This is a genomic window from Pandoraea oxalativorans (genome assembly GCF_000972785.3).
GTDB lineage: Bacteria > Pseudomonadota > Gammaproteobacteria > Burkholderiales > Burkholderiaceae > Pandoraea > Pandoraea oxalativorans.
On the sequence record NZ_CP011253.3, the window covers coordinates 4,914,547 to 4,932,674 of the forward strand.

General features: G+C 63.0%; 18 protein-coding genes and 1 tRNA gene. 11 read left to right on the forward strand and 8 right to left on the reverse strand.

What is annotated here, in order from left to right; all coding sequences use genetic code 11:
- Window positions 1-125 precede the first annotated feature (125 nt).
- Both MB84_RS21645 and MB84_RS21650 read right to left on the reverse strand, forming a co-directional pair.
- Window positions 126-422 carry a PP0621 family protein gene (locus MB84_RS21645; RefSeq protein WP_052652672.1) on the reverse strand — a complete coding sequence of 99 codons (297 nt, stop codon included), beginning with the start codon at window positions 420-422 and terminating at the stop codon, window positions 126-128.
- A 6-nt stretch (window positions 423-428) separates the two neighbouring features.
- A complete protein-coding gene (locus MB84_RS21650; protein ID WP_046289848.1) occupies window positions 429-1,313 on the reverse strand; it encodes a cytochrome C assembly family protein in 885 nt (294 codons plus the stop codon).
- A 113-nt stretch (window positions 1,314-1,426) separates the two neighbouring features.
- Here MB84_RS21650 and ffh point away from each other — a divergent pair, with 113 nt between their 5' ends.
- Together ffh and MB84_RS21660 are read left to right on the forward strand one after the other, a co-directional pair.
- Window positions 1,427-2,791, forward strand: a complete 1,365-nt coding sequence (gene ffh / locus MB84_RS21655; protein WP_046289849.1) for a signal recognition particle protein — start codon at window positions 1,427-1,429, stop codon at window positions 2,789-2,791.
- A 107-nt stretch (window positions 2,792-2,898) separates the two neighbouring features.
- Window positions 2,899-3,447 (forward strand): hypoxanthine-guanine phosphoribosyltransferase, encoded by a 549-nt coding sequence (locus MB84_RS21660; RefSeq protein ID WP_046289850.1) that lies wholly within the window; start codon window positions 2,899-2,901, stop codon window positions 3,445-3,447.
- Between the two features lie 114 nt (window positions 3,448-3,561).
- On the opposite strand, the gene MB84_RS21665 is transcribed toward MB84_RS21660, so the two are convergent.
- Window positions 3,562-4,176, reverse strand: coding sequence for a MarC family protein (locus tag MB84_RS21665; protein WP_046289851.1), 615 nt, complete (start codon window positions 4,174-4,176; stop codon window positions 3,562-3,564).
- Between the two features lie 126 nt (window positions 4,177-4,302).
- Window positions 4,303-6,042 carry a proline--tRNA ligase gene (locus tag MB84_RS21670; RefSeq protein WP_046289852.1) on the reverse strand — a complete coding sequence of 580 codons (1,740 nt, stop codon included), beginning with the start codon at window positions 6,040-6,042 and terminating at the stop codon, window positions 4,303-4,305.
- Window positions 6,043-6,279: 237 nt separating this feature from the next.
- Here MB84_RS21670 and MB84_RS21675 point away from each other — a divergent pair, with 237 nt between their 5' ends.
- The gene (locus tag MB84_RS21675; protein ID WP_046289853.1) at window positions 6,280-6,963 is read left to right on the forward strand and encodes an RNA pyrophosphohydrolase; all 684 of its coding nucleotides are present in this window, start codon (window positions 6,280-6,282) and stop codon (window positions 6,961-6,963) included.
- A gap of 85 nt (window positions 6,964-7,048) precedes the next feature.
- A complete protein-coding gene (locus MB84_RS21680; RefSeq protein WP_046289854.1) occupies window positions 7,049-7,624 on the forward strand; it encodes a CNP1-like family protein in 576 nt (191 codons plus the stop codon).
- A gap of 110 nt (window positions 7,625-7,734) precedes the next feature.
- Here the strand turns inward: MB84_RS21680 and proB are convergent, their stop codons facing one another.
- The 4 genes from proB to rplU all read right to left on the reverse strand — a co-directional run bounded on the left by proB (window position 7,735) and on the right by rplU (window position 10,943).
- Window positions 7,735-8,868, reverse strand: a complete 1,134-nt coding sequence (gene proB / locus MB84_RS21685; RefSeq protein ID WP_046289855.1) for a glutamate 5-kinase — start codon at window positions 8,866-8,868, stop codon at window positions 7,735-7,737.
- A 184-nt stretch (window positions 8,869-9,052) separates the two neighbouring features.
- Window positions 9,053-10,192, reverse strand: a complete 1,140-nt coding sequence (cgtA, locus tag MB84_RS21690; RefSeq protein ID WP_046289856.1) for an Obg family GTPase CgtA — start codon at window positions 10,190-10,192, stop codon at window positions 9,053-9,055.
- A gap of 150 nt (window positions 10,193-10,342) precedes the next feature.
- The gene (gene rpmA, locus MB84_RS21695) at window positions 10,343-10,603 is read right to left on the reverse strand and encodes a 50S ribosomal protein L27 (RefSeq protein ID WP_039393311.1); all 261 of its coding nucleotides are present in this window, start codon (window positions 10,601-10,603) and stop codon (window positions 10,343-10,345) included.
- Between the two features lie 28 nt (window positions 10,604-10,631).
- Window positions 10,632-10,943 carry a 50S ribosomal protein L21 gene (rplU, locus tag MB84_RS21700; protein WP_039393314.1) on the reverse strand — a complete coding sequence of 104 codons (312 nt, stop codon included), beginning with the start codon at window positions 10,941-10,943 and terminating at the stop codon, window positions 10,632-10,634.
- 327 nt (window positions 10,944-11,270) lie between these two features.
- Here rplU and MB84_RS21705 point away from each other — a divergent pair, with 327 nt between their 5' ends.
- From MB84_RS21705 to coaE, 7 genes are all read left to right on the forward strand, one after another.
- Window positions 11,271-12,200 carry a polyprenyl synthetase family protein gene (locus tag MB84_RS21705; RefSeq protein WP_224796703.1) on the forward strand — a complete coding sequence of 310 codons (930 nt, stop codon included), beginning with the start codon at window positions 11,271-11,273 and terminating at the stop codon, window positions 12,198-12,200.
- Between the two features lie 19 nt (window positions 12,201-12,219).
- Window positions 12,220-12,296: transfer RNA gene (locus tag MB84_RS21710), tRNA-Pro, on the forward strand.
- A 226-nt stretch (window positions 12,297-12,522) separates the two neighbouring features.
- On the forward strand, window positions 12,523-13,815 hold the full coding sequence (locus tag MB84_RS21715) for an HlyC/CorC family transporter (protein ID WP_084009921.1): 1,293 nt from the start codon (window positions 12,523-12,525) through the stop codon (window positions 13,813-13,815).
- 141 nt (window positions 13,816-13,956) lie between these two features.
- Entirely contained in the window at window positions 13,957-15,165 is a 1,209-nt protein-coding gene (locus tag MB84_RS21720; protein WP_084009922.1) for a GspE/PulE family protein, read from the forward strand.
- 150 nt (window positions 15,166-15,315) lie between these two features.
- On the forward strand, window positions 15,316-16,542 hold the full coding sequence (locus MB84_RS21725) for a type II secretion system F family protein (RefSeq protein ID WP_046289859.1): 1,227 nt from the start codon (window positions 15,316-15,318) through the stop codon (window positions 16,540-16,542).
- Window positions 16,539-17,399 carry a prepilin peptidase gene (locus MB84_RS21730; RefSeq protein ID WP_046289860.1) on the forward strand — a complete coding sequence of 287 codons (861 nt, stop codon included), beginning with the start codon at window positions 16,539-16,541 and terminating at the stop codon, window positions 17,397-17,399. Before MB84_RS21725 ends, MB84_RS21730 begins: the two co-directional genes overlap by 4 nt.
- Entirely contained in the window at window positions 17,396-18,010 is a 615-nt protein-coding gene (coaE, locus tag MB84_RS21735; RefSeq protein WP_046289861.1) for a dephospho-CoA kinase, read from the forward strand. Before MB84_RS21730 ends, coaE begins: the two co-directional genes overlap by 4 nt.
- Window positions 18,011-18,128: the final 118 nt, after the last annotated feature.

Genomic DNA, 18,128 nt, shown 5'->3' on the forward strand with positions numbered 1-18,128 from the left:
GCGCAAGCCGACGCACGCCATGAGCGGCGATGCACGGCGTTCGCAGGAAAACAGGGCAACGGGCGGGATGAGCCGAGATGTGCAGGGATGCGCGATCGCTGCGCGGACGGGCCGCGCAGCGGACCTCAGACGCGGTGTTCGCGCGCGAGATAGGCGTCGCGATGCGCCGTGCTGCAAAAGTGTTTGCCACCGGCGCCCGACAACGATTCGCTCTCGGGAAGATAGGTATCGCACTCGCTGCAACGCACCATACGTTCGGCGGGCGGCAACGTTTGCTGGGCCGTGGTCCGGCCACCGTTGCCCTGCGGCGTGCGCATGCGCTCATTTCGTTGAGGGCCTTCGGAATTGCGCTTACGCTCGTTGTGGCGCATCCACCACGTCCCGGCGATAAGGAGCAACAGTAACAGCAGGATATTGCGCATCGCGCTTCAAGTCTCCGTCATGCGATGCAGCACCACCTCAAGCACGAAGCGAGAACCGACATACGCCAGCAACAGCGTCACGAACGACGCCAGAACCCAACGCAGCGCGACCTTGCCGCGCCACCCGTAAAAATGCCGCCCCAGCAGCACCGCGCCGAACATCAGCCACGACACCACCGCGAACACCGTCTTGTGATCGACGCGCACCGCGCGCCCGAAGAGCGCCTCGGAGAACATCACGCCGGAGATCAGCGTCAGCGTGAGCAGCACGAACCCCGCGCCGATCAGACGAAACAGCAGCTTCTCCATCGTGAGGAGCGGCGGCAGCGTCTCGAGCCAGCGCGAGAGCCAGCCCGTCGCCTCGTTGCTGCGCGACGGATGCAGTTGCCGCTCGGCATAGATCATCAGCAACGCGTGCAGCGCCGCGAGCGCGAACAGCCCGTAGGCCATGTTGGCGATGATGAAGTGCGCCTTGAACACCGGATTGGCGGCAAAGCCCAAAATGCGCACGTCCGGGAAGATCATCGGCAACAGACAAGCGACGGCCGCCACGGGTGTGACCATCAGTCGCAGGCTCTCGAGCGGGAAAAAGAAACTCTCGATCCAATAGATGCCGACCGAGAGCCACAACATGGCCGAGAGCATGTACGCGAAACCGAAGTGCATGCTCTCAGTGCGGAAGATCGTCTGATGCAGCAACACCCCGTGCAGCACGAGCACGGCGAACAGCGAAAGCTGCATCGGCCAGCGCGAGGGCGTGCCCGTGACAGGCGCAGGCGCGACTTGTCCGCCCGCGAGTGCGAGCGCGGCGTCGCGCCGGTATCCTTGCCACGAACAAACCGCCAACCCGGCGTAGAGGATGGCGGTCAGCGCATACAGTAAAATAGTCATGTTTGAAGTTTACACCAGCCCATGAGGGGCGCGCTGCCGTGCTTGCCACCGCCGTCTACGGCCCGGGGGGGGCGGGCAACCGAGGCCGCTGAAGGTCTTACAGGATACGTTTCATGCTCGACAATCTCACTACGCGCCTTGCCAAAGTCGTCAAAACCCTGCGCGGCGAAGCCCGACTGACCGAGGCCAACACGCAGGAAATGCTGCGCGAAGTGCGCCTCGCCCTGCTCGAGGCCGACGTCGCCCTGCCGGTGGTGCGCGATTTCATCGCCAAGGTGAAGGAAAAGGCCCTGGGTGAGGAAGTCATTTCCAGTCTGTCGCCCGGCCAGGCCCTCGTTGGCGTGGTGCAGCGCGAACTGACCGCGCTCATGGGCGGCGACTACGAAGGCCGTGCCGCCGAACTCAATCTCGCCACGACCCCGCCCGCCATCATCCTGATGGCCGGTTTGCAGGGTGCGGGTAAGACGACGACCGTCGGCAAGCTCGCCAAGCTGCTGCGCGCCCAGAAGAAGAAAGTCCTCACGGTGTCCACCGACGTCTACCGCCCTGCCGCTATCGCCCAGCTGGAGACGGTCACGAAGCAGGTCGACGCCGACTTCTTCCCGTCGCAACCCGACCAGAAGCCGATCGATATCGCCCGCGCGGCAGTCGACTGGGCGCGACGTCATCACCATGAAGTGCTGCTCGTCGATACGGCCGGCCGTCTTGGTATTGACGAAGCGATGATGCAGGAAATTAGTGCCCTGCACGCTGAGCTGAAACCGATCGAAACGCTGTTCGTCGTCGACGCCATGCTGGGGCAGGACGCCGTGAACACCGCCCGCGCCTTCAACGACGCGCTGCCGCTCACCGGCGTGGTGCTCACCAAGCTCGACGGCGACTCGCGCGGCGGTGCCGCGCTGTCGGTGCGTCACGTCACGGGCAAGCCGATCAAGTTCGTCGGTGTCGGTGAAAAGCTCGACGGCCTCGAAGTCTTTTACCCGGATCGCATGGCGAACCGGATTCTCGGCATGGGCGACATCCTTGCCCTCGTCGAGGAAGCGCAGCGCGGCGTCGACGTTCAGGCCGCGCAAAAGCTCGCCGACAAGGTCAAGAAGGGCGGCGACTTCGATCTGAACGACTTCAAGGCGCAGATCGGCCAGATGAAGAAGATGGGCGGCCTGTCGTCGCTCATGGACAAGCTGCCGGCCCAGTTCCAGGCCGCCGCCAGCCAGACCAACATGGATCAGGCCGAGAAGCAGGTGCGCCGCATGGAGGGCATCATCAACTCGATGACGCCCGCCGAGCGCGCCAAGCCGGAACTGATCAAGGCGAGCCGCAAGCGCCGTATCGCCGCCGGTGCGGGCGTTCAGGTGCAGGAAGTCAACCGCATGCTGAATCAGTACGATCAGATGCGCACGATGATGAAGAAACTCAAAGGCGGTGGCATGATGAAGATGATGCGCAGCATGAAGGGCATGATGCCCGGCATGCGCTGATTGAGACTCATCCGGTCGCGGTCCGGTCTGAACTACGGGCTTTCCGTATATACTCCGGGCCGCACATAGCGAAACCCCCGCAACACCGTTCCACAGGGTCGCCCCATATGAACCGCGAAGAAGCGCTCGAAGTATTCCGTAATTCCGAAGAAATCGTCTCCGCAGACGAGGTCAACCGGTCCGTCGACACCATGGCCAAGGCCATCAAGGCCGCCGTCGGCGACGACTTCCCGATGGTGCTGTCGGTCATGGGAGGTGCGGCCGTCTTCACCGGCATGCTGTTGCCGCGTCTCGACTTCCCGCTCGAGTTCGACTACATCCACCTCTCGCGCTACAACAACACCACTACGGGCGGTGCCATGCAGTGGCGCGTCGCGCCGCGCGACTCGGTGCGCGACCGCGTGGTGCTCGTGCTCGACGACATTCTCGACGAAGGTGCGACGATGGCCGCGATTCGCGACCGCATTCTCGAGATGGGCGCGTCGAAGTTCTACAGCGCCGTGCTGTGCGAGAAGATCCTGACGAAGGAAAAGCCGTCGCATCCGGATTTCTGCGGCTTCACCGTGCCGGATCGCTACGTCTTCGGTTGTGGCATGGACGCCAAGGGATACTGGCGCAACCTGCCCGCGATTCGCGCGCTGACGACGCCGCGCTGATAAGCACGCCACACCGTCGCCGGGTTCGTCCCGCGACAAATAGGAAAGGGACCTGTTCGCACAAGGTCCCTTTTCTTTTGCGTCTTTCGGCAGCGCCCGTCGCTTGAATCGGTATCAGAACTGGTGGACGAAAACTTTCACGCCCTTCAGGATCATCTCGACCGAGATCGCCACCAGAATCAGCCCCATCAGCCGCTCGAACGCCGCCACAACCCGCGAGCCCAACCAGCGTTCGATACGGTCGGCGAGCAACAGCACCACCGCGCACACGGCCATCGTGACGCTGAGCGCGGTAATCCATTCGAGCATGCGGCCCGGTTGTTGGGAGACCAGCAGCATGACGGTCGCGAGCGCCGACGGCCCGGCCAGCGCCGGAATCGCCAGCGGAACGATCAGCGGCTCACCGGCATCCGGCAGCGAGCCGTGGTCCGGACGCGGAAAGATCATCCGCAGCGCGATCAGGAACAGCACGATGCCGCCAGCGAGCTGCAACGACAAGTCGGTGAGACTCATCATGCGCAGGAACCGCTCGCCCACCAGCATGAACAGCAGCAGGATCGCGAACGCGATCAGCACCTCGCGAACGATCACGCGCGGCCGTCGGCTCGCTGGCACGTTCTTCAGTGCATTCACGAAAATGGGGATGTTGCCGAACGGATCGGTAATCAGCAGCAACAGCACGGTGGCCGACGCGAACGTGTATTCCTTACAGACGACGCCTTCAGATATGACAACGGCAGCCGCCGGGGCGACTGCCGTCAGGTAATGCGTTTGTGCCGATACGAAGCGTGTGAGACCTGAGCATCGTGCAGCGCGCCACCGGCGACCACCGGCAACGCGTCGGACGTCACTCGATCAGACCGCCTTGGCGGGGCGTACGCGGCCGATGACGACTTCCGCCACCGAGGCAGCGTCGAGCAACTGAGCCTGCGTGTCGCGACGGCCCTGATACTCGATCTTGCCTTCCTTCAGGCCACGGTCGCCGATCACCACGCGATGCGGCACGCCGATCAGTTCCCAGTCCGCGAACATCACGCCCGGACGCTCGCCACGATCGTCCAGAATCACGTCGATGCCCGCAGCCACCAGGTCTTCGTACAGCTTGTCGGCGGCCGCCCGCACGGCATCGCTGCGGTCGTAACCCATCGGGCACAGCACCACTTCGAACGGCGCAATCGATTCCGGCCAGATGATGCCGCGGTCGTCGAAATTCTGCTCGATGGCCGCACCGAGAATACGCGTGATGCCAATGCCGTAGCAGCCCATTTCCATCGGCGCCGGCTTGCCGTTCTCATCGAGGAACGTGGCATTCATCGCGTCCGAATACTTCGTCCCCAACTGGAACACGTGACCGACTTCGATGCCACGGCACAGTGCGATCTCGCCCTTGCCGTCCGGCGAGGCGTCGCCCGCCACGATGTTGCGCAGATCGGCGACGATTTCCGGTTCCGGCAGATCGCGGCCCCAGTTCACACCGGTAATGTGGAAGTCCTTCTCGTTCGCACCCACCACGAAGTCGCTCATGTGCGCCACGCTGCGATCGACCACGAGCTTGACCGGCTTCTTCGTGCCGATGGGACCCAGATAGCCCGGGGGCGTGCCGAACCATTCGACGATCTCGGCTTCGCTCGCGAAGCGCAGTTCGCCCAGACCCGGCACCTTGCTCGCCTTGATCTCGTTGAGCTCATGGTCGCCACGCAGCAACAGCAGCCACACCTGCGTGCCGGTGTCTTCGCTGTCGGTGGCCAGCACGATCGACTTGACGGTGCGCGTCAGCGGGATCGAGAGCAGCTCGGCCACGGCTTCGCACTTGGCCTTGCCCGGCGTCGCGGTCTTGGTCATGGCTTCGGCAGCGGCCGGGCGCTCGCCTTGCGGCGGCAGCGCTTCGGCCATCTCGACGTTGGCTGCATAGTCCGACGTCGGGCAGTAAGCGATGGCGTCTTCACCGGTCTCGGCGATCACGTGGAATTCGTGCGAGCCCGAGCCACCGATGGAGCCGTTATCGGCCACCACGGCGCGGAACTCCAGACCCAGGCGCGTGAAGATGCGCACGTAGGCGTCGAACATCTTCTGATACGACACTTGCAGGCCCGCGCGGTCCTTATCGAAGGAATAGGCGTCCTTCATGATGAATTCGCGACCACGCATCACGCCGAAACGCGGACGAATTTCGTCGCGGAACTTCGCCTGCACCTGATAGAAGTTCACCGGGAGTTGACGATAGCTCTTGATCTCGCGGCGAGCGATGTCCGTCACCACTTCCTCATGGGTCGGGCCGACGACGAAATCGCGGTCGTGACGATCTTTCAGACGGAGCAGTTCCGGGCCGTACTTCTCCCAGCGCCCCGACTCCTGCCAGAGTTCGGCCGGTTGCACGGCTGGCATGAGCAGTTCCAGCGCACCGGCGCGGTTCATTTCTTCACGGACGATGGCTTCGACCTTGCGGATCGAGCGCAGGCCGATCGGAAGGTAATCGTAGATGCCGCCGGCAACGCGACGAATCATGCCGGCGCGCATCATCAGCTTGTGGCTGACGATTTCGGCGTCGGCGGGAGCTTCCTTGAGGGTGCCGATGAAGAAACGAGAGGCTTTCATGCAGATTTCCGGGAAAAATAGGGTCAACGGCGCACGCGACGGTTCGGTCTGATGCAGGAAAGCAGGGCCGGGGGGATGCGGATCGACGACGGATTGACGCCGTGCGCCATCGTCGCATCCCCTGAGACACCCGCCGGCCGTACGCGCCGCCCCGGTTACCCGAGCCGCCGCCGGCCGCCGCGCCGGTGATTATCTGTTTATAATCGAAGCAATTTTAAAGGATTCAGGGGTGGTTGTATGCTGGACCGTGAAGGCTTTCGCCCGAACGTCGGCATCATCCTCTTAAACGCACGCAATGAAGTGTTCTGGGGCAAGCGGCTGGGCGAGCACTCCTGGCAGTTCCCGCAAGGCGGCATCAAGTACGGCGAAACGCCTGAACAGGCCATGTTCCGAGAATTGCACGAGGAAACCGGGCTAAAGCCAGAACACGTCAAAGTCATCGGTCGCACACGCGACTGGCTGCGTTACGAGGTGCCGGACAAGTTCATCAAACGCGAAGTGCGCGGACATTACCGGGGCCAGAAGCAGATCTGGTTCCTGCTGCGCATGGTCGGGCGCGACTGCGATATCTGCTTGCGCGCAACCGATCATCCCGAGTTCGACGCCTGGCGTTGGAACGAATACTGGGTGCCGCTCGACGCTGTGATCGAATTCAAGCGCGATGTGTATCAGCTCGCCCTGAACGAACTCTCGCGTTATCTGCGACGCTCGGCTGCGCGCGCCCAGCAGGACCGGCGTCGGTTTCCGCGCGCCGGGGCCCGGGTCGGCGAGATGCCGCCGGGGGCGACGGATGCGTCGCACGAGCAGGAGGACAGCTACGGCGGCGGCGGCGAGTGCGGTGACGGCAGCAACACCGCCGATCCTGCCGCCAACGCCGCCAACGCCGACAATGCCGACCTTCAGCACCGCCGGGAGCACTGAACCGGGCGGCCGACGTCCTGTCTCAACACCGACCGCGGGCACTGTTGCCCGCGTCGGCTTTTTTTGATCTCTCGACCACATTCCCATGCGTCCTTCGATTGCCCGCCGCGCCCCGCGCCTGGCCACGCTTGTCTCTCTGGCCGCTCTGGCGCTGATCGCCGCCTGCAGCAGCGTGTCCCAGCCCGTTCAGGACTTTGACGAATACATGGCGCAGCAGGAAGCCGCCAAGGGCAAGTGGAAGGAGGCGGAATACAAGATGCCGACCGCCGCGCCGCAAGACGCCGATCTGATCAGCTTCTCGACCCTGCCGAACGCCACGCTCGACTACGCCGTCGACGCGAAGTCCATCGAAGTCACCCGGGAAGACGGCGTGGTGCGTTACATCGCCGTGATCCGCAGCAAGAGCGGCGCGCGCAACGTGTCGTACGAGGGCATCCATTGCTCGACGTTCGAATCGCGTTTGTACGCGACTGGCCGTCCGGATGGCACGTGGGCAGCGGCGCGTAACAGCGAATGGCGTCCGATCAAGCCGTACGGTTCGACCGCATATCAAGGCATTCTGTACCGCGACTTCCTCTGTCAGGACAAGACGCCGTACGGCTCTGCGAAGGATATCGTCCAGAACCTGCGCTATCCGACGACGCCCGCCGCCTATCGCTAAGTCTGTGCCGTACCGACGCCGTCACATCGACGGCGTCACGACGCAAAAAAACGCCGGTCACGTATCACGTGCCGGCGTTTTTTGTGCCTGTCGCTCTGCGCGGATGCGGATCAGCGCAGGATCAGGTTGTCGCGGTGAATCAGTTCGGGTTCGTTCGCAAAGCCCAGCACCTGCTCGATGTCGCTGCTGGGGTGACGACGAATGAGGCGCGTCTCCGAAGCACTGTAGTTGGACAGGCCACGCGCGACCTCATGGCCCGCCTCGTCGACGCATGAGATGACTTCGCCACGCGCAAACGTCCCTTCCACGTCGATCACGCCGATCGGCAGCAGGCTCTTGCCCTCTTCCACCAGCTTCTTGCACGCGCCCGCATCGATCACCACACGACCACGCACCTGAAGGTGATCGGCCATCCATTGCTTGCGGGCCGTCAGGACTGCCGTGCGCGCCACCAGTTGCGTGCCGATGGCTTCACCACCCGCCAGACGCACCAGTACGTCCGCTTCGCGACCCGATGCGATCACGGTATGTGCCCCGCTCGTCGCTGCGCGTTTGGCCGCCAGAATCTTCGTGAGCATGCCGCCGCGACCGATGTTCGTGCCCGCACCGCCCGCCATCGCCTCCAGACGTTCGTCCCCTGCTTCCGCTTCGTGCACGAACTCGGCGTCGGGGTCCTTGCGGGGATCGGCTGTGTAGAGGCCCGACTGGTCGGTCAGGATGACGAGCGCATCGCCGTCGATCAGGTTCGTGACCAGCGCGCCGAGTGTGTCGTTGTCGCCGAACTTGATTTCGTCGGTCACGACCGTGTCGTTCTCGTTGATGATCGGCACCACGCCCAGACGCAGCAGCGTGAGCAGCGTCGTGCGCGCATTCAGATAGCGTTCACGGTCGGCCAGATCGGCGTGCGTGAGAAGAATCTGCGCCGTACGCACGCCATGCTCGGCGAAACGCGTCTCGTAGACTTGCGCGAGGCCCATCTGTCCGACGGCGGCGGCCGCCTGCAATTCGTCGATGGCTTTCGGGCGCTTGGCCCAGCCCAGACGCTGCATCCCTTCCGCAATCGCGCCCGAACTCACGAGCACGACCTGCTTTGGCGGACGCCCGTCGCCCCCGTGCCGCAACGCGGCGATCTGCTGCGCCCAACGCGCAATGGCGACATCATCCAGCCCGCGACCGTCGTTGGTCACGAGACTGGAGCCCACTTTCACCACGAGCCGCTTGGCATCGGCGATGACCGAACGCATGGACCTGGATTCTCCTGCGGATGTATTGGGAAGACGAGCCACCGTGCCCCGGGACGATGCCGCGCGTGCGGATCGTCTCTCATTGGGCCACAGCAGCCGGATCGCTGGCGTTGGCGCAAGGTTCGGGACCTGATGACGTTCGAAACCTTACAACGTCAGCGCCAGCGTTTGGGTGATGTGGAGTTTACGCCTTTGGCGTGTCGTCCGTTGGGATTTGTGGTGCGGCGTCGGCGGCCGGTGCGGCGCTACCGGTGCCACTGGTACGAAAGCGCGGATCGGCAGCAGCGTCTTCGATCGCTTCTTCGACCGCGCCACGCTGCTGGTACAGGTACTCCTGCACCGCGAGACACAGCTTCTCGCAACCTTCGCCCGTCAGCGCGGAGATCTCGAAGGTCGGGCCGTTCCAGCCGTAGCGCGCCTTGAAGTCGGCGACGCGTGCTTCACGCTCCGCCTCAGGCAGCATGTCGACCTTGTTGAGCACCAGCCAACGCGGCTTCTGGAACAACGCTTCGTCGTACTTCTGCAATTCGAGGACGATGGCTTTCGCGTCCGCCACCGGATCGACACCTTCGTCGAACGGTGCGATATCCACGATGTGCAGCAACAGGCCCGTTCGCTGCAAGTGACGCAGGAACTGGTGGCCAAGCCCTGCACCTTCGGCAGCGCCTTCGATCAGCCCCGGAATATCGGCGATCACGAAGCTACGACCCGGAGCCGTGCGCACGACACCCAGATTAGGGTGCAACGTCGTGAACGGATAGTCCGCGACCTTCGGACGCGCGTTCGACACCGACGAGATAAACGTCGACTTGCCCGCATTGGGCATGCCGAGCAGGCCGACGTCCGCGAGCACTTTCAGTTCAAGCTGGAGCATGCGGCGCTCACCGGGCTTGCCGGGCGTCGTCTGACGCGGGGCGCGGTTCGTGCTCGATTTGAAATGGATGTTACCCAGACCGCCCGCACCGCCCTGCGCGAGGACCACTTCCTGACCGTGCTCGGTCAGATCGGCGATGGTCTCGCCCGTGTCCATGTCAGTGATGATGGTGCCCACCGGCATACGCAGCGTAATATCGTCGCCGCCCTTGCCATAGCAGTCCGATCCGCGACCGCGCTCGCCGTCCTTCGCGAGATGCTTCTTCGAATAACGGTAGTCGATCAGGGTGTTGATGTTGCGATCCGCCACGGCGAGCACGCTGCCGCCACGACCGCCGTCGCCGCCGTCAGGTCCGCCGAACGGCACGAATTTCTCACGGCGCATCGATGCCGAGCCGTTGCCGCCGTCTCCGGCGATCACCTCGATTCGCGCTGCGTCAATGAATTTCATGTGGGTCCGTCCCGCTTAACGACCGTCCGCAGACGATCCAGAATACTGTTCGATGATCCACGCCGAACGCTGCATCACAGTGCGCGCGGGCGGGAGAAACAAAAAAGGCTCCGCATGGAAGCGGAGCCTTTTGGTGGCAAAAGGCTTAGCTTACGCTGCCGCTACCACGCTAACCACTTGCTTCTTCGCTGCGCCCTTGACGGCGAATTGCACGTGGCCGTCGGCCAGTGCAAACAGCGTGTGGTCCTTACCGATACCGACGTTTTCGCCGGCATGCATACGAGTACCGCGTTGGCGAACGATGATGCCGCCAGCCAGGATTGCCTGACCGCCGTACACCTTCACGCCGAGGCGCTTCGACTCGGAATCGCGGCCGTTACGGGACGATCCGCCTGCTTTTTTGTGTGCCATGACTTAACTCCTTACCTAGCTCGATCGATTAGCCGTTGATGCTGTCGATGCGCAGCTCGGTGTAGTTTTGGCGATGGCCTTGACGCTTTTGGTAGTGCTTGCGACGGCGCATCTTGAAAATCTTCACCTTGGGGTGACGACCCTGGGCGACAACGGTAGCCTTGACGGAAGCCCCAGTGACCAACGGCGCACCGAACTTAATCGATTCGCCCTCGCCAACGGCGAGAACCTGGTCAATGGTGATTTCAGCGCCAATGTCAGCCGGTATCTGTTCTACTTTGAGCTTTTCGCCAGCAGCAACCTTATATTGCTTACCGCCGGTTTTTATGACCGCGTACATTGTTGAACCTCACTCATAAACAAGAGAATTTCCGTGCAGACCGAGGGTCCCGAAAGGACTCCACTTACCGGTCGAAAGCCTCCGCTGCAGCCCGCCTTCCGAAGTATTTTCGGACGCGGCGCAATGAATGCGCGCACGAAAACGGGGGATTATACAGACTTTCTCCTTTTGCGTCAAAGACTTCCGTAACTCCAGTCATTCCGCGGCCCTGGTGCCCGAAAGTTGCCGCGCCCACTATATAATTTGGGGCGAATTTTTCCTCACCCGAGCCTTGTCTTGACTGCTTCGACTTCTGCCCAGAACGTACTGGCCGCCATCACCGACGACATGAAAGCCGTCGATACGCTTATCCGCCATCGGCTGGCCTCCGAGGTGGTCCTGATCAATCAGATCTCGGAATACATCATCAATTCGGGCGGCAAGCGGCTGCGCCCGGCATTGCTGCTGCTGGTCTCCGGCGCGCTGGGTGTAACATCGCCCGCTCGCTACGAGTTGGCTGCCGTCATCGAATTCATCCATACCTCGACGCTGCTGCACGACGACGTCGTCGACGAATCCGACCTGCGCCGTGGCAAGCAGACAGCTAATGCGCTGTTCGGCAATGCGGCGTCGGTGCTGGTCGGCGACTTCCTGTATTCGCGCTCGTTCGAGATGATGGTGAGCGTGGACAACATGCGCGTGATGCAGATCCTCGCGCGTGCGACCAACGTCATCGCCGAAGGGGAAGTGCTTCAGTTACTGAACATGCACGACCCCGATGTAGACGAAGCGCGCTATCTCCAGGTCATCAAGTACAAGACAGCCACGCTGTTCGAAGCGGCGACGCAACTGGCGGCCGTACTCGCCAACGCCGATGCGCAGACCGAAGCCGCAGTCTGCGAATACGGCGGCCGTCTGGGCACTGCCTTCCAATTGATGGACGACTGGCTCGACTACGCCGGCGACACCGATGCGATGGGCAAGAATGCCGGCGACGATCTGCGCGAAGGCAAACCGACGCTGCCGCTGATTCACGTTCTGCAACACGGCACGGAAGAAGAGCGCGCGCTCGTACGCGAAGCCATCGAGAACGGCGGCACCGACAAGTTCGAACCGATCCTCGCCGCAATCAGGCGCACGGGTGCGCTCGATTACACGCTCGCACGCGCGCAGGAAGAGGCCGATGCTGCCGCACGAATTATTTCTACGCTCCCCTCTTCCCATTATAAAAATAGCCTGCTAGAATTATGTTCTTACTCGATAGCGCGACGCACTTAGCGAAGTAGCAGTATCGAAGCGGGGTGTAGCTTAGCCTGGTAGAGCGCTACGTTCGGGACGTAGAGGCCGGAGGTTCGAATCCTCTCACCCCGACCAGGATTTACTTTGCTCTCAGCAAAGCAAAAAAACCGACGGACTTGTCCGTCGGTTTTTTTATTTCTACTGTCGGATACGTTTAGCTCGCTCGCCACATCGAAAAGTCGGCAGTCCGTCATATGCCGCCGATGAGACGCCCTCCGTCGGGTGCGCAGCAAACGCGCCAATCCCCTCTGATATAGTGGCGACTCATTGCCACCGCCCGCGCTTAGCCGCCCCCAAACGCTTGGACGCCTTGCCCTTATGGGCGCAGATCTGCGCCGTCGCCTTCCTGATCATCTGCTCGGGATTCTTTTCCATTTCCGAGACGAGCATGATGGCCCTGAACCGCCATCGACTGAAGCACCTGGTACGCATGAACGTACACGGCGCGCGCTCGACACAGGGATTGCTATCTCGCACGGAAGATCTGCTCTCGACCATTCTCGTCGGCAATAACGTCATCAACACGGTCGTGCCGGTGCTCACCACGTCCATCGCGGTGCGCTACTTCGGCAACGACGCCATCACGCTGTCGATCGCGACGGCGATGATCGCACTGCTCATCATCATCTTCGCCGAGATCGGACCGAAGATCGTCGGCGCGACATACCCCGACCGCATCGCCCTTTCCGTCAGCACGCCGCTCAAACCGATCGTGGCCGCGGCAACGCCGTTGGTGTGGGTCCTCAACACGTTCGTACGCGGCATGCTGCGCGTGCTGCGCATCGACACGCGCACTGCGGCGAGCGAGACCCGACTGACCACGGAAGAGCTGCGCACCATCGTGCTCGAAGCCGGCAACTACATGCCGACCAAGCCGCGCAGTGTGCTGCTCAATCTGCTCGATCTCGAGAACATCGCCGTCGACGACGTGATGGTGCCGCGCGCGCGCATCGAAGCGCTCGATATCTCGGCGCCGCTCGACACGATCCTCTCGCAACTCGAAACCTGTTATCACAACAAGCTGCCCGTCTATGACGGAGATATCGATCGCATCGTCGGCATTCTGCCGGTGCGTCGTACGCTCTCCGCGTTGCGTCACCCGGACGACATCACCGTCGATACCCTGCGCGCGTTGCTCGTCGAACCCTATTTCATCCCAAGCGATACCCCTGCCCTGCGACAGTTGCAGTACTTCCAGGAAAACCATCGACGCGTGGGGCTCGTGGTCAACGAATACGGCGAAGTCGAAGGGCTGGTCACGACCGAGGACATCATCGAAGAACTCATCGGCGAGTTCACGACGAGCGTGCCGGGCGCGGGCGGCAGCCGCTCGGGCTGGACGACGGACGACGATTGCCTGGTCGGCGGCGGCGTGGGCCTTCGCGATCTGAATCGGCGACTGGGACTGCATCTGCCGACCGACGGTCCGAAGACACTCAACGGCCTGATTCTCGAAGTGCTGCGTGAGATTCCCGAAGCCTCGGTCAGCCTGGAGATTGACGGCGTGCGTATGGAAATCGTGCAAATCGACAACCAGGCGATCAAAACGGTACGCCTGTTCAAACCGACGTCGCGGGCCACGCATCACGACTGAACTTGCGTGAACGACACGAAGCGATCACGTCGCATTCGGTCACTGCCCGTCACGTACGGTCAATTTTCAGGTTATTCCGATTGAGCCTGCGCAGGGATTTGACGAGACTGAAGCTTCACCCAGCTCTCGCCGAACCCTGTCATGCCGCGTCAAACCATCGTCTCCGACGGCGCTCTGCCGTCCACCGCGACCCGGGCGTCTGTTCCGAGCACCGGAATACCGCACACGTCGCCCGGGCCCATCACCCCGCTGCAACGCCTTGAGCGAATACTGAGCGAAGCGATTCGTGCGGGCGCTTCCGATATCCATTTCGAGCCGATGGCGCAGCGCTTTCGGGTCCGTCTGCGTATCGACGGTCGCTTGCAGGACCATGGCGACGTTCCGCTGACAGCGCGTGACATGTTGGTCTCGCGTCTGAAGGTGCTCGCCAATCTCGACATCGCACAAAAGCGCTTGCCTCAGGACGGACGCATGGTGTGGCGCGAAGCTGGCGAACCGGTCGAGTGTCGCGTGAGTGCGCTCCCCAGCCTGCACGGCGAGAAACTGGTGGTACGCCTGCTCGATGGCGCGAAAGTCCCGCTCTCGCTCGAAGGTCTCGGGTATTCGCCGAAGCAATACCTCGCCCTCACGCAAGCGATTGCCCGCCCGCACGGGCTGATCTTGCTGACGGGCCCGACCGGCAGCGGCAAGACCGTCTCGCTCTATAGTTGCCTGCGACGCCTGAACGACACGTCACGCAACATCGTCACTATCGAAGATCCGGTGGAAATTCGCCTGGCCGGTGTCACGCAGGTCAATCTCAACGAACGCGCCGGTCTCGACTTTGCCACTGCGTTGCGCGCGTTTCTCCGTCAGGATCCAGACGTTCTCGTCGTGGGCGAAATCCGCGATGCGCAGACCGCCGAGATCGCCATACAGGCAGCGCAGACCGGCCACCTTGTATTTGCCACCGTTCACGCCAACGACGCGCCAAGCACGCTCGCGCGGCTCTTCGATCTCGGCGTCGCCCCGTTCAATCTGTCGTCGACGCTGCTGCTGGTCAGCGCACAGCGCCTGCTCAGGCGACGATGTCCCGCCGGATGCGAGCCTTGCGGCACGACGACTGCAACGGACCGCGCGCACACCTGCATGCGCTGTCACGGCTCCGGTTTTGCCGGACGCATCGGCGCGTTTCAGGTGATGCCGATCAGCCCCACACAGGCCATCAACATTGCGCAGGCCCGCAGCCCGCACGATCTGGCGGCGCAGGCGCACAGCGAAGGCGTCATGACGCTGCGAGAAGCCGGGTTGTGGCACGTCGATACAGGCGCTGTCGATCAGGAGGATGTCGATGCGACGCTGCCCGCTTGATGCCGCTGAGATGCAAACATACGACACAGTGAAAATACCGTCGATGAACCGGGCAGAGGATGTTCAACGCGCCGGTGCAGACGTCGACGCAGGGCATGCGCGACCGACCCGACAATGGCGACCACGGATCACGTCGGTCGTAGGTGCCGCATGACGACGTCGACGCATTTACAGCGATGGCGATGGCAAGGTCGCGACGTCGGCGGACAGCGTCTTCAGGGAGACGTGATTGCTCAAGGCGAGGCAGCCGCCCGACTGGCGTTGCGACATCGGCATCCGCAGATCACCGTCACGCAACTGCGTCCGCAGCACCGCCACACATCTGCCGCACGCACACGCCCGGCAGATGCGACCGACCTCGTGCGGCGTCTTGCGACGTTGCTCGGCGCGGGCGTGCCGCTGAGCGCCGCCCTCGACGTGCTTGCCAAAGGCGCACACGCGCGCGGCCTGAAGCGGCTGGCCGCCACGGTCGCCGAGGATGTCGCCCTCGGGCATCCGCTCGCGCAGGCGATGGCGCATGCCAGCCGTCGCTTCAGTAGCGTCGATTGTCAGTTGATCGCGGCGGGAGAGCTGAGCGGCCAACTCGGCCCGACGCTGGCACGACTGAGCGCACAGTACGATCACGTGCAAAGCGTTCGCGACAAACTGCAACGCGCACTCTCCTATCCGCTGACCGTATTGGCGGTGGCCGTCGCAGTCGTCATCGCGCTCCTGCAATGGGTGATCCCGGAGTTCGAGCGGCTATTCGCGAGTGCTGCCGGCGGTGGCGTGCCGTTGCCGCCGTTGACTCGCTGGCTCATCGACGTCTCGCGCGCGTCGCTCGACAACGGTCACTGGGTGCTGGCGAGCATGGGTGCGGCCGGACTGGTCGTCGCTGCGGGTCTACGGCGAAGTCAGCCTCTGAGACGTCATCGCGACTGGCTACTGCTGCATCTGCCCCGCGTGGGCAAGATGCTTCGGATGATGAGCGCAGCACGATGGGCCAGAACCCTCGGAACGCTCCTCGACGCCGGTGTCGCGCTGCCCGACGCCATGGACGCCGCCGCCAGCGCGTGCGGCAATCTCGTGATGCAGCGATCGGCACACGACGTGCATCGCAAAGTGGCGCGGGGCGAGCGTCTGGCGACGGCTTTGGAAGGCGATGAGCACTGGCCGCTGGCCGTGGCGCAACTGGTCGTCATCGGAGAGGAATCGGGTACACTCGGGCGCATGCTCAATCAGGCCGCCGGCCTGCTCGACGAGGAAGCGTCGCATGCGCTGGTCAGTACCTGCGCAACGCTCGAACCCATGATGATTACGTTGCTCGGCCTGCTGATCGGCGGCATGGTCCTCGCCATGTACCTGCCGATGTTCCAACTCGGATACGGTGTCGCATGAACGCCATGAATGGCTACGCCGAGCTGCTTCTCGTCGACTGGCTCGCGCAACTCTCTCCCCACTGGCGCCTCGCGTTGTTTGCGGCTTTCGGCGTGATCGGCGGACTGCTCCTCGATGTCGTCGTGCGACGGGTGCCTGCCGCCATCGAGCGCGCGTGGCTCGAAGAATTGCAGGCTGCCGAAAGCTCGGACACCCACGCGCTGCCCGCCTCATCACCTCAGGTCTCGCCGCTGGCGCTCGCCTCGACCAGCGAGATGTCGGGCGTCGGCGCGGTCAACCTGCCCATCGCACTCTCAGACCCCGCACCGTCGCGTCGGTGGCGGCTCGCGCTGCTCAGCGGCGTGCTGAGTGTGGCCATCTCCTGGCGTTTCGGGCCGACATGGCAGAGCGTTGGTGCGCTCGGACTTGTCTGGACGCTGATCGCCCTTGCCTACATCGACCACGACACGCAACTACTGCCTGACATCCTCACGCTCCCGCTGCTTTGGGCTGGGTTGCTCTGTAACCTCGGTCATTGGTTTGCCAGCCTGCCGTCGGCCGTCATCGGCGCGGCGGCGGGCTACATGAGTCTCTGGGCAATGTATTGGGCGTACTGGTGGATACGGCGTCGCGAAGGGATGGGATTCGGCGACTTCAAACTTTTCGCGGCGCTCGGCGCATGGTTCGGCTGGACGGCGTTACCGCAAATTCTGCTCGTCGCCTGCGTGCTCGCCGTTGTCATTGCGGGCAGCGCGTGGCTGATGGGACGCTTGCGCGGCGATCAGATGTTTCCTTTCGGCGCGTTTCTTGCCGCCGCAGGTATTGTCACGCTCTTCGGTGGCGACAGCCTCATGCTTTGGATCGGAGGAACTCCATGACTTACGCCATCGGCCTGACCGGCGGCATCGGCAGCGGCAAAACGACCGTCGCCAATCTGTTTGCCGCGCATGGCATCGCCATCATCGATACCGACGCCATCGCGCACAGCATCACTGCCCCGGGCGGCGCGGCGATGCCCGCGATCCGCCGGGACTTCGGCGATGCCTTCGTCGCACCGGATGGCTCACTCGACCGGGCGCGCATGCGTGAAGCGGTGTTCTCGGACAACGCCGCAAAAGCGCGTTTGGAGGCAATCACCCATCCGCTGATACGCACGGAGTGCGAGCGTGTGGCGGCCGAAGCCGAAGGGCCTTATCTGATTTTCGTCGTACCGTTGTTAGTGGAGTCCGGCACATGGCGTGAGCGGGTGCAGCGCATCCTCGTTGTCGACTGCACCGAGGAGACGCAGATTGCTCGCGTCATGTCGCGCAATCGATTCACGCGCGAGCAGGTGCAGGCCATCATGGCACGTCAGGCGTCACGGGCGCAGCGGCTCGCGGTGGCGGACGACATCATCGACAACGACACGCAGCAGGCACCGCTCGCCGCGCAAGTCGACCGTTTGCACGCGGCCTATCTTCAGTTCGCCAGGCAGACCGGCGGCGAGTGATTTCTGGTCGCAGCACGTCGGAATACCGATGTCGGGAGGTATGTCGGGAGGCATTTCGCGCAGGTGTCTTGCGTTCGGTGCCCAATTGAGCGCCCACTCGCGTTGCAACCCGACAGAT

Bases quoted from the DNA above. Each gene is read 5' to 3' on its own strand.
- MB84_RS21720 (WP_084009922.1), top strand. From the start codon at position 13,957: ATGCCGCGTCAAACCATCGTCTCCGACGGCGCTCTGCCGTCCACCGCG.
- MB84_RS21705 (WP_224796703.1), top strand. From the start codon at position 11,271: ATGAAAGCCGTCGATACGCTTATCCGCCATCGGCTGGCCTCCGAGGTG.
- MB84_RS21675 (WP_046289853.1), top strand. From the start codon at position 6,280: ATGCTGGACCGTGAAGGCTTTCGCCCGAACGTCGGCATCATCCTCTTA.
- MB84_RS21660 (WP_046289850.1), top strand. From the start codon at position 2,899: ATGAACCGCGAAGAAGCGCTCGAAGTATTCCGTAATTCCGAAGAAATC.
- MB84_RS21645 (WP_052652672.1), bottom strand. From the start codon at position 422: ATGCGCAATATCCTGCTGTTACTGTTGCTCCTTATCGCCGGGACGTGG.
- coaE (WP_046289861.1), top strand. From the start codon at position 17,396: ATGACTTACGCCATCGGCCTGACCGGCGGCATCGGCAGCGGCAAAACG.
- rplU (WP_039393314.1), bottom strand. From the start codon at position 10,943: ATGTACGCGGTCATAAAAACCGGCGGTAAGCAATATAAGGTTGCTGCT.
- rpmA (WP_039393311.1), bottom strand. From the start codon at position 10,603: ATGGCACACAAAAAAGCAGGCGGATCGTCCCGTAACGGCCGCGATTCC.
- MB84_RS21680 (WP_046289854.1), top strand. From the start codon at position 7,049: ATGCGTCCTTCGATTGCCCGCCGCGCCCCGCGCCTGGCCACGCTTGTC.
- ffh (WP_046289849.1), top strand. From the start codon at position 1,427: ATGCTCGACAATCTCACTACGCGCCTTGCCAAAGTCGTCAAAACCCTG.
- MB84_RS21670 (WP_046289852.1), bottom strand. From the start codon at position 6,042: ATGAAAGCCTCTCGTTTCTTCATCGGCACCCTCAAGGAAGCTCCCGCC.
- proB (WP_046289855.1), bottom strand. From the start codon at position 8,868: ATGCGTTCGGTCATCGCCGATGCCAAGCGGCTCGTGGTGAAAGTGGGC.
- cgtA (WP_046289856.1), bottom strand. From the start codon at position 10,192: ATGAAATTCATTGACGCAGCGCGAATCGAGGTGATCGCCGGAGACGGC.
- MB84_RS21730 (WP_046289860.1), top strand. From the start codon at position 16,539: ATGAACGCCATGAATGGCTACGCCGAGCTGCTTCTCGTCGACTGGCTC.
- MB84_RS21650 (WP_046289848.1), bottom strand. From the start codon at position 1,313: ATGACTATTTTACTGTATGCGCTGACCGCCATCCTCTACGCCGGGTTG.
- MB84_RS21725 (WP_046289859.1), top strand. From the start codon at position 15,316: ATGACGACGTCGACGCATTTACAGCGATGGCGATGGCAAGGTCGCGAC.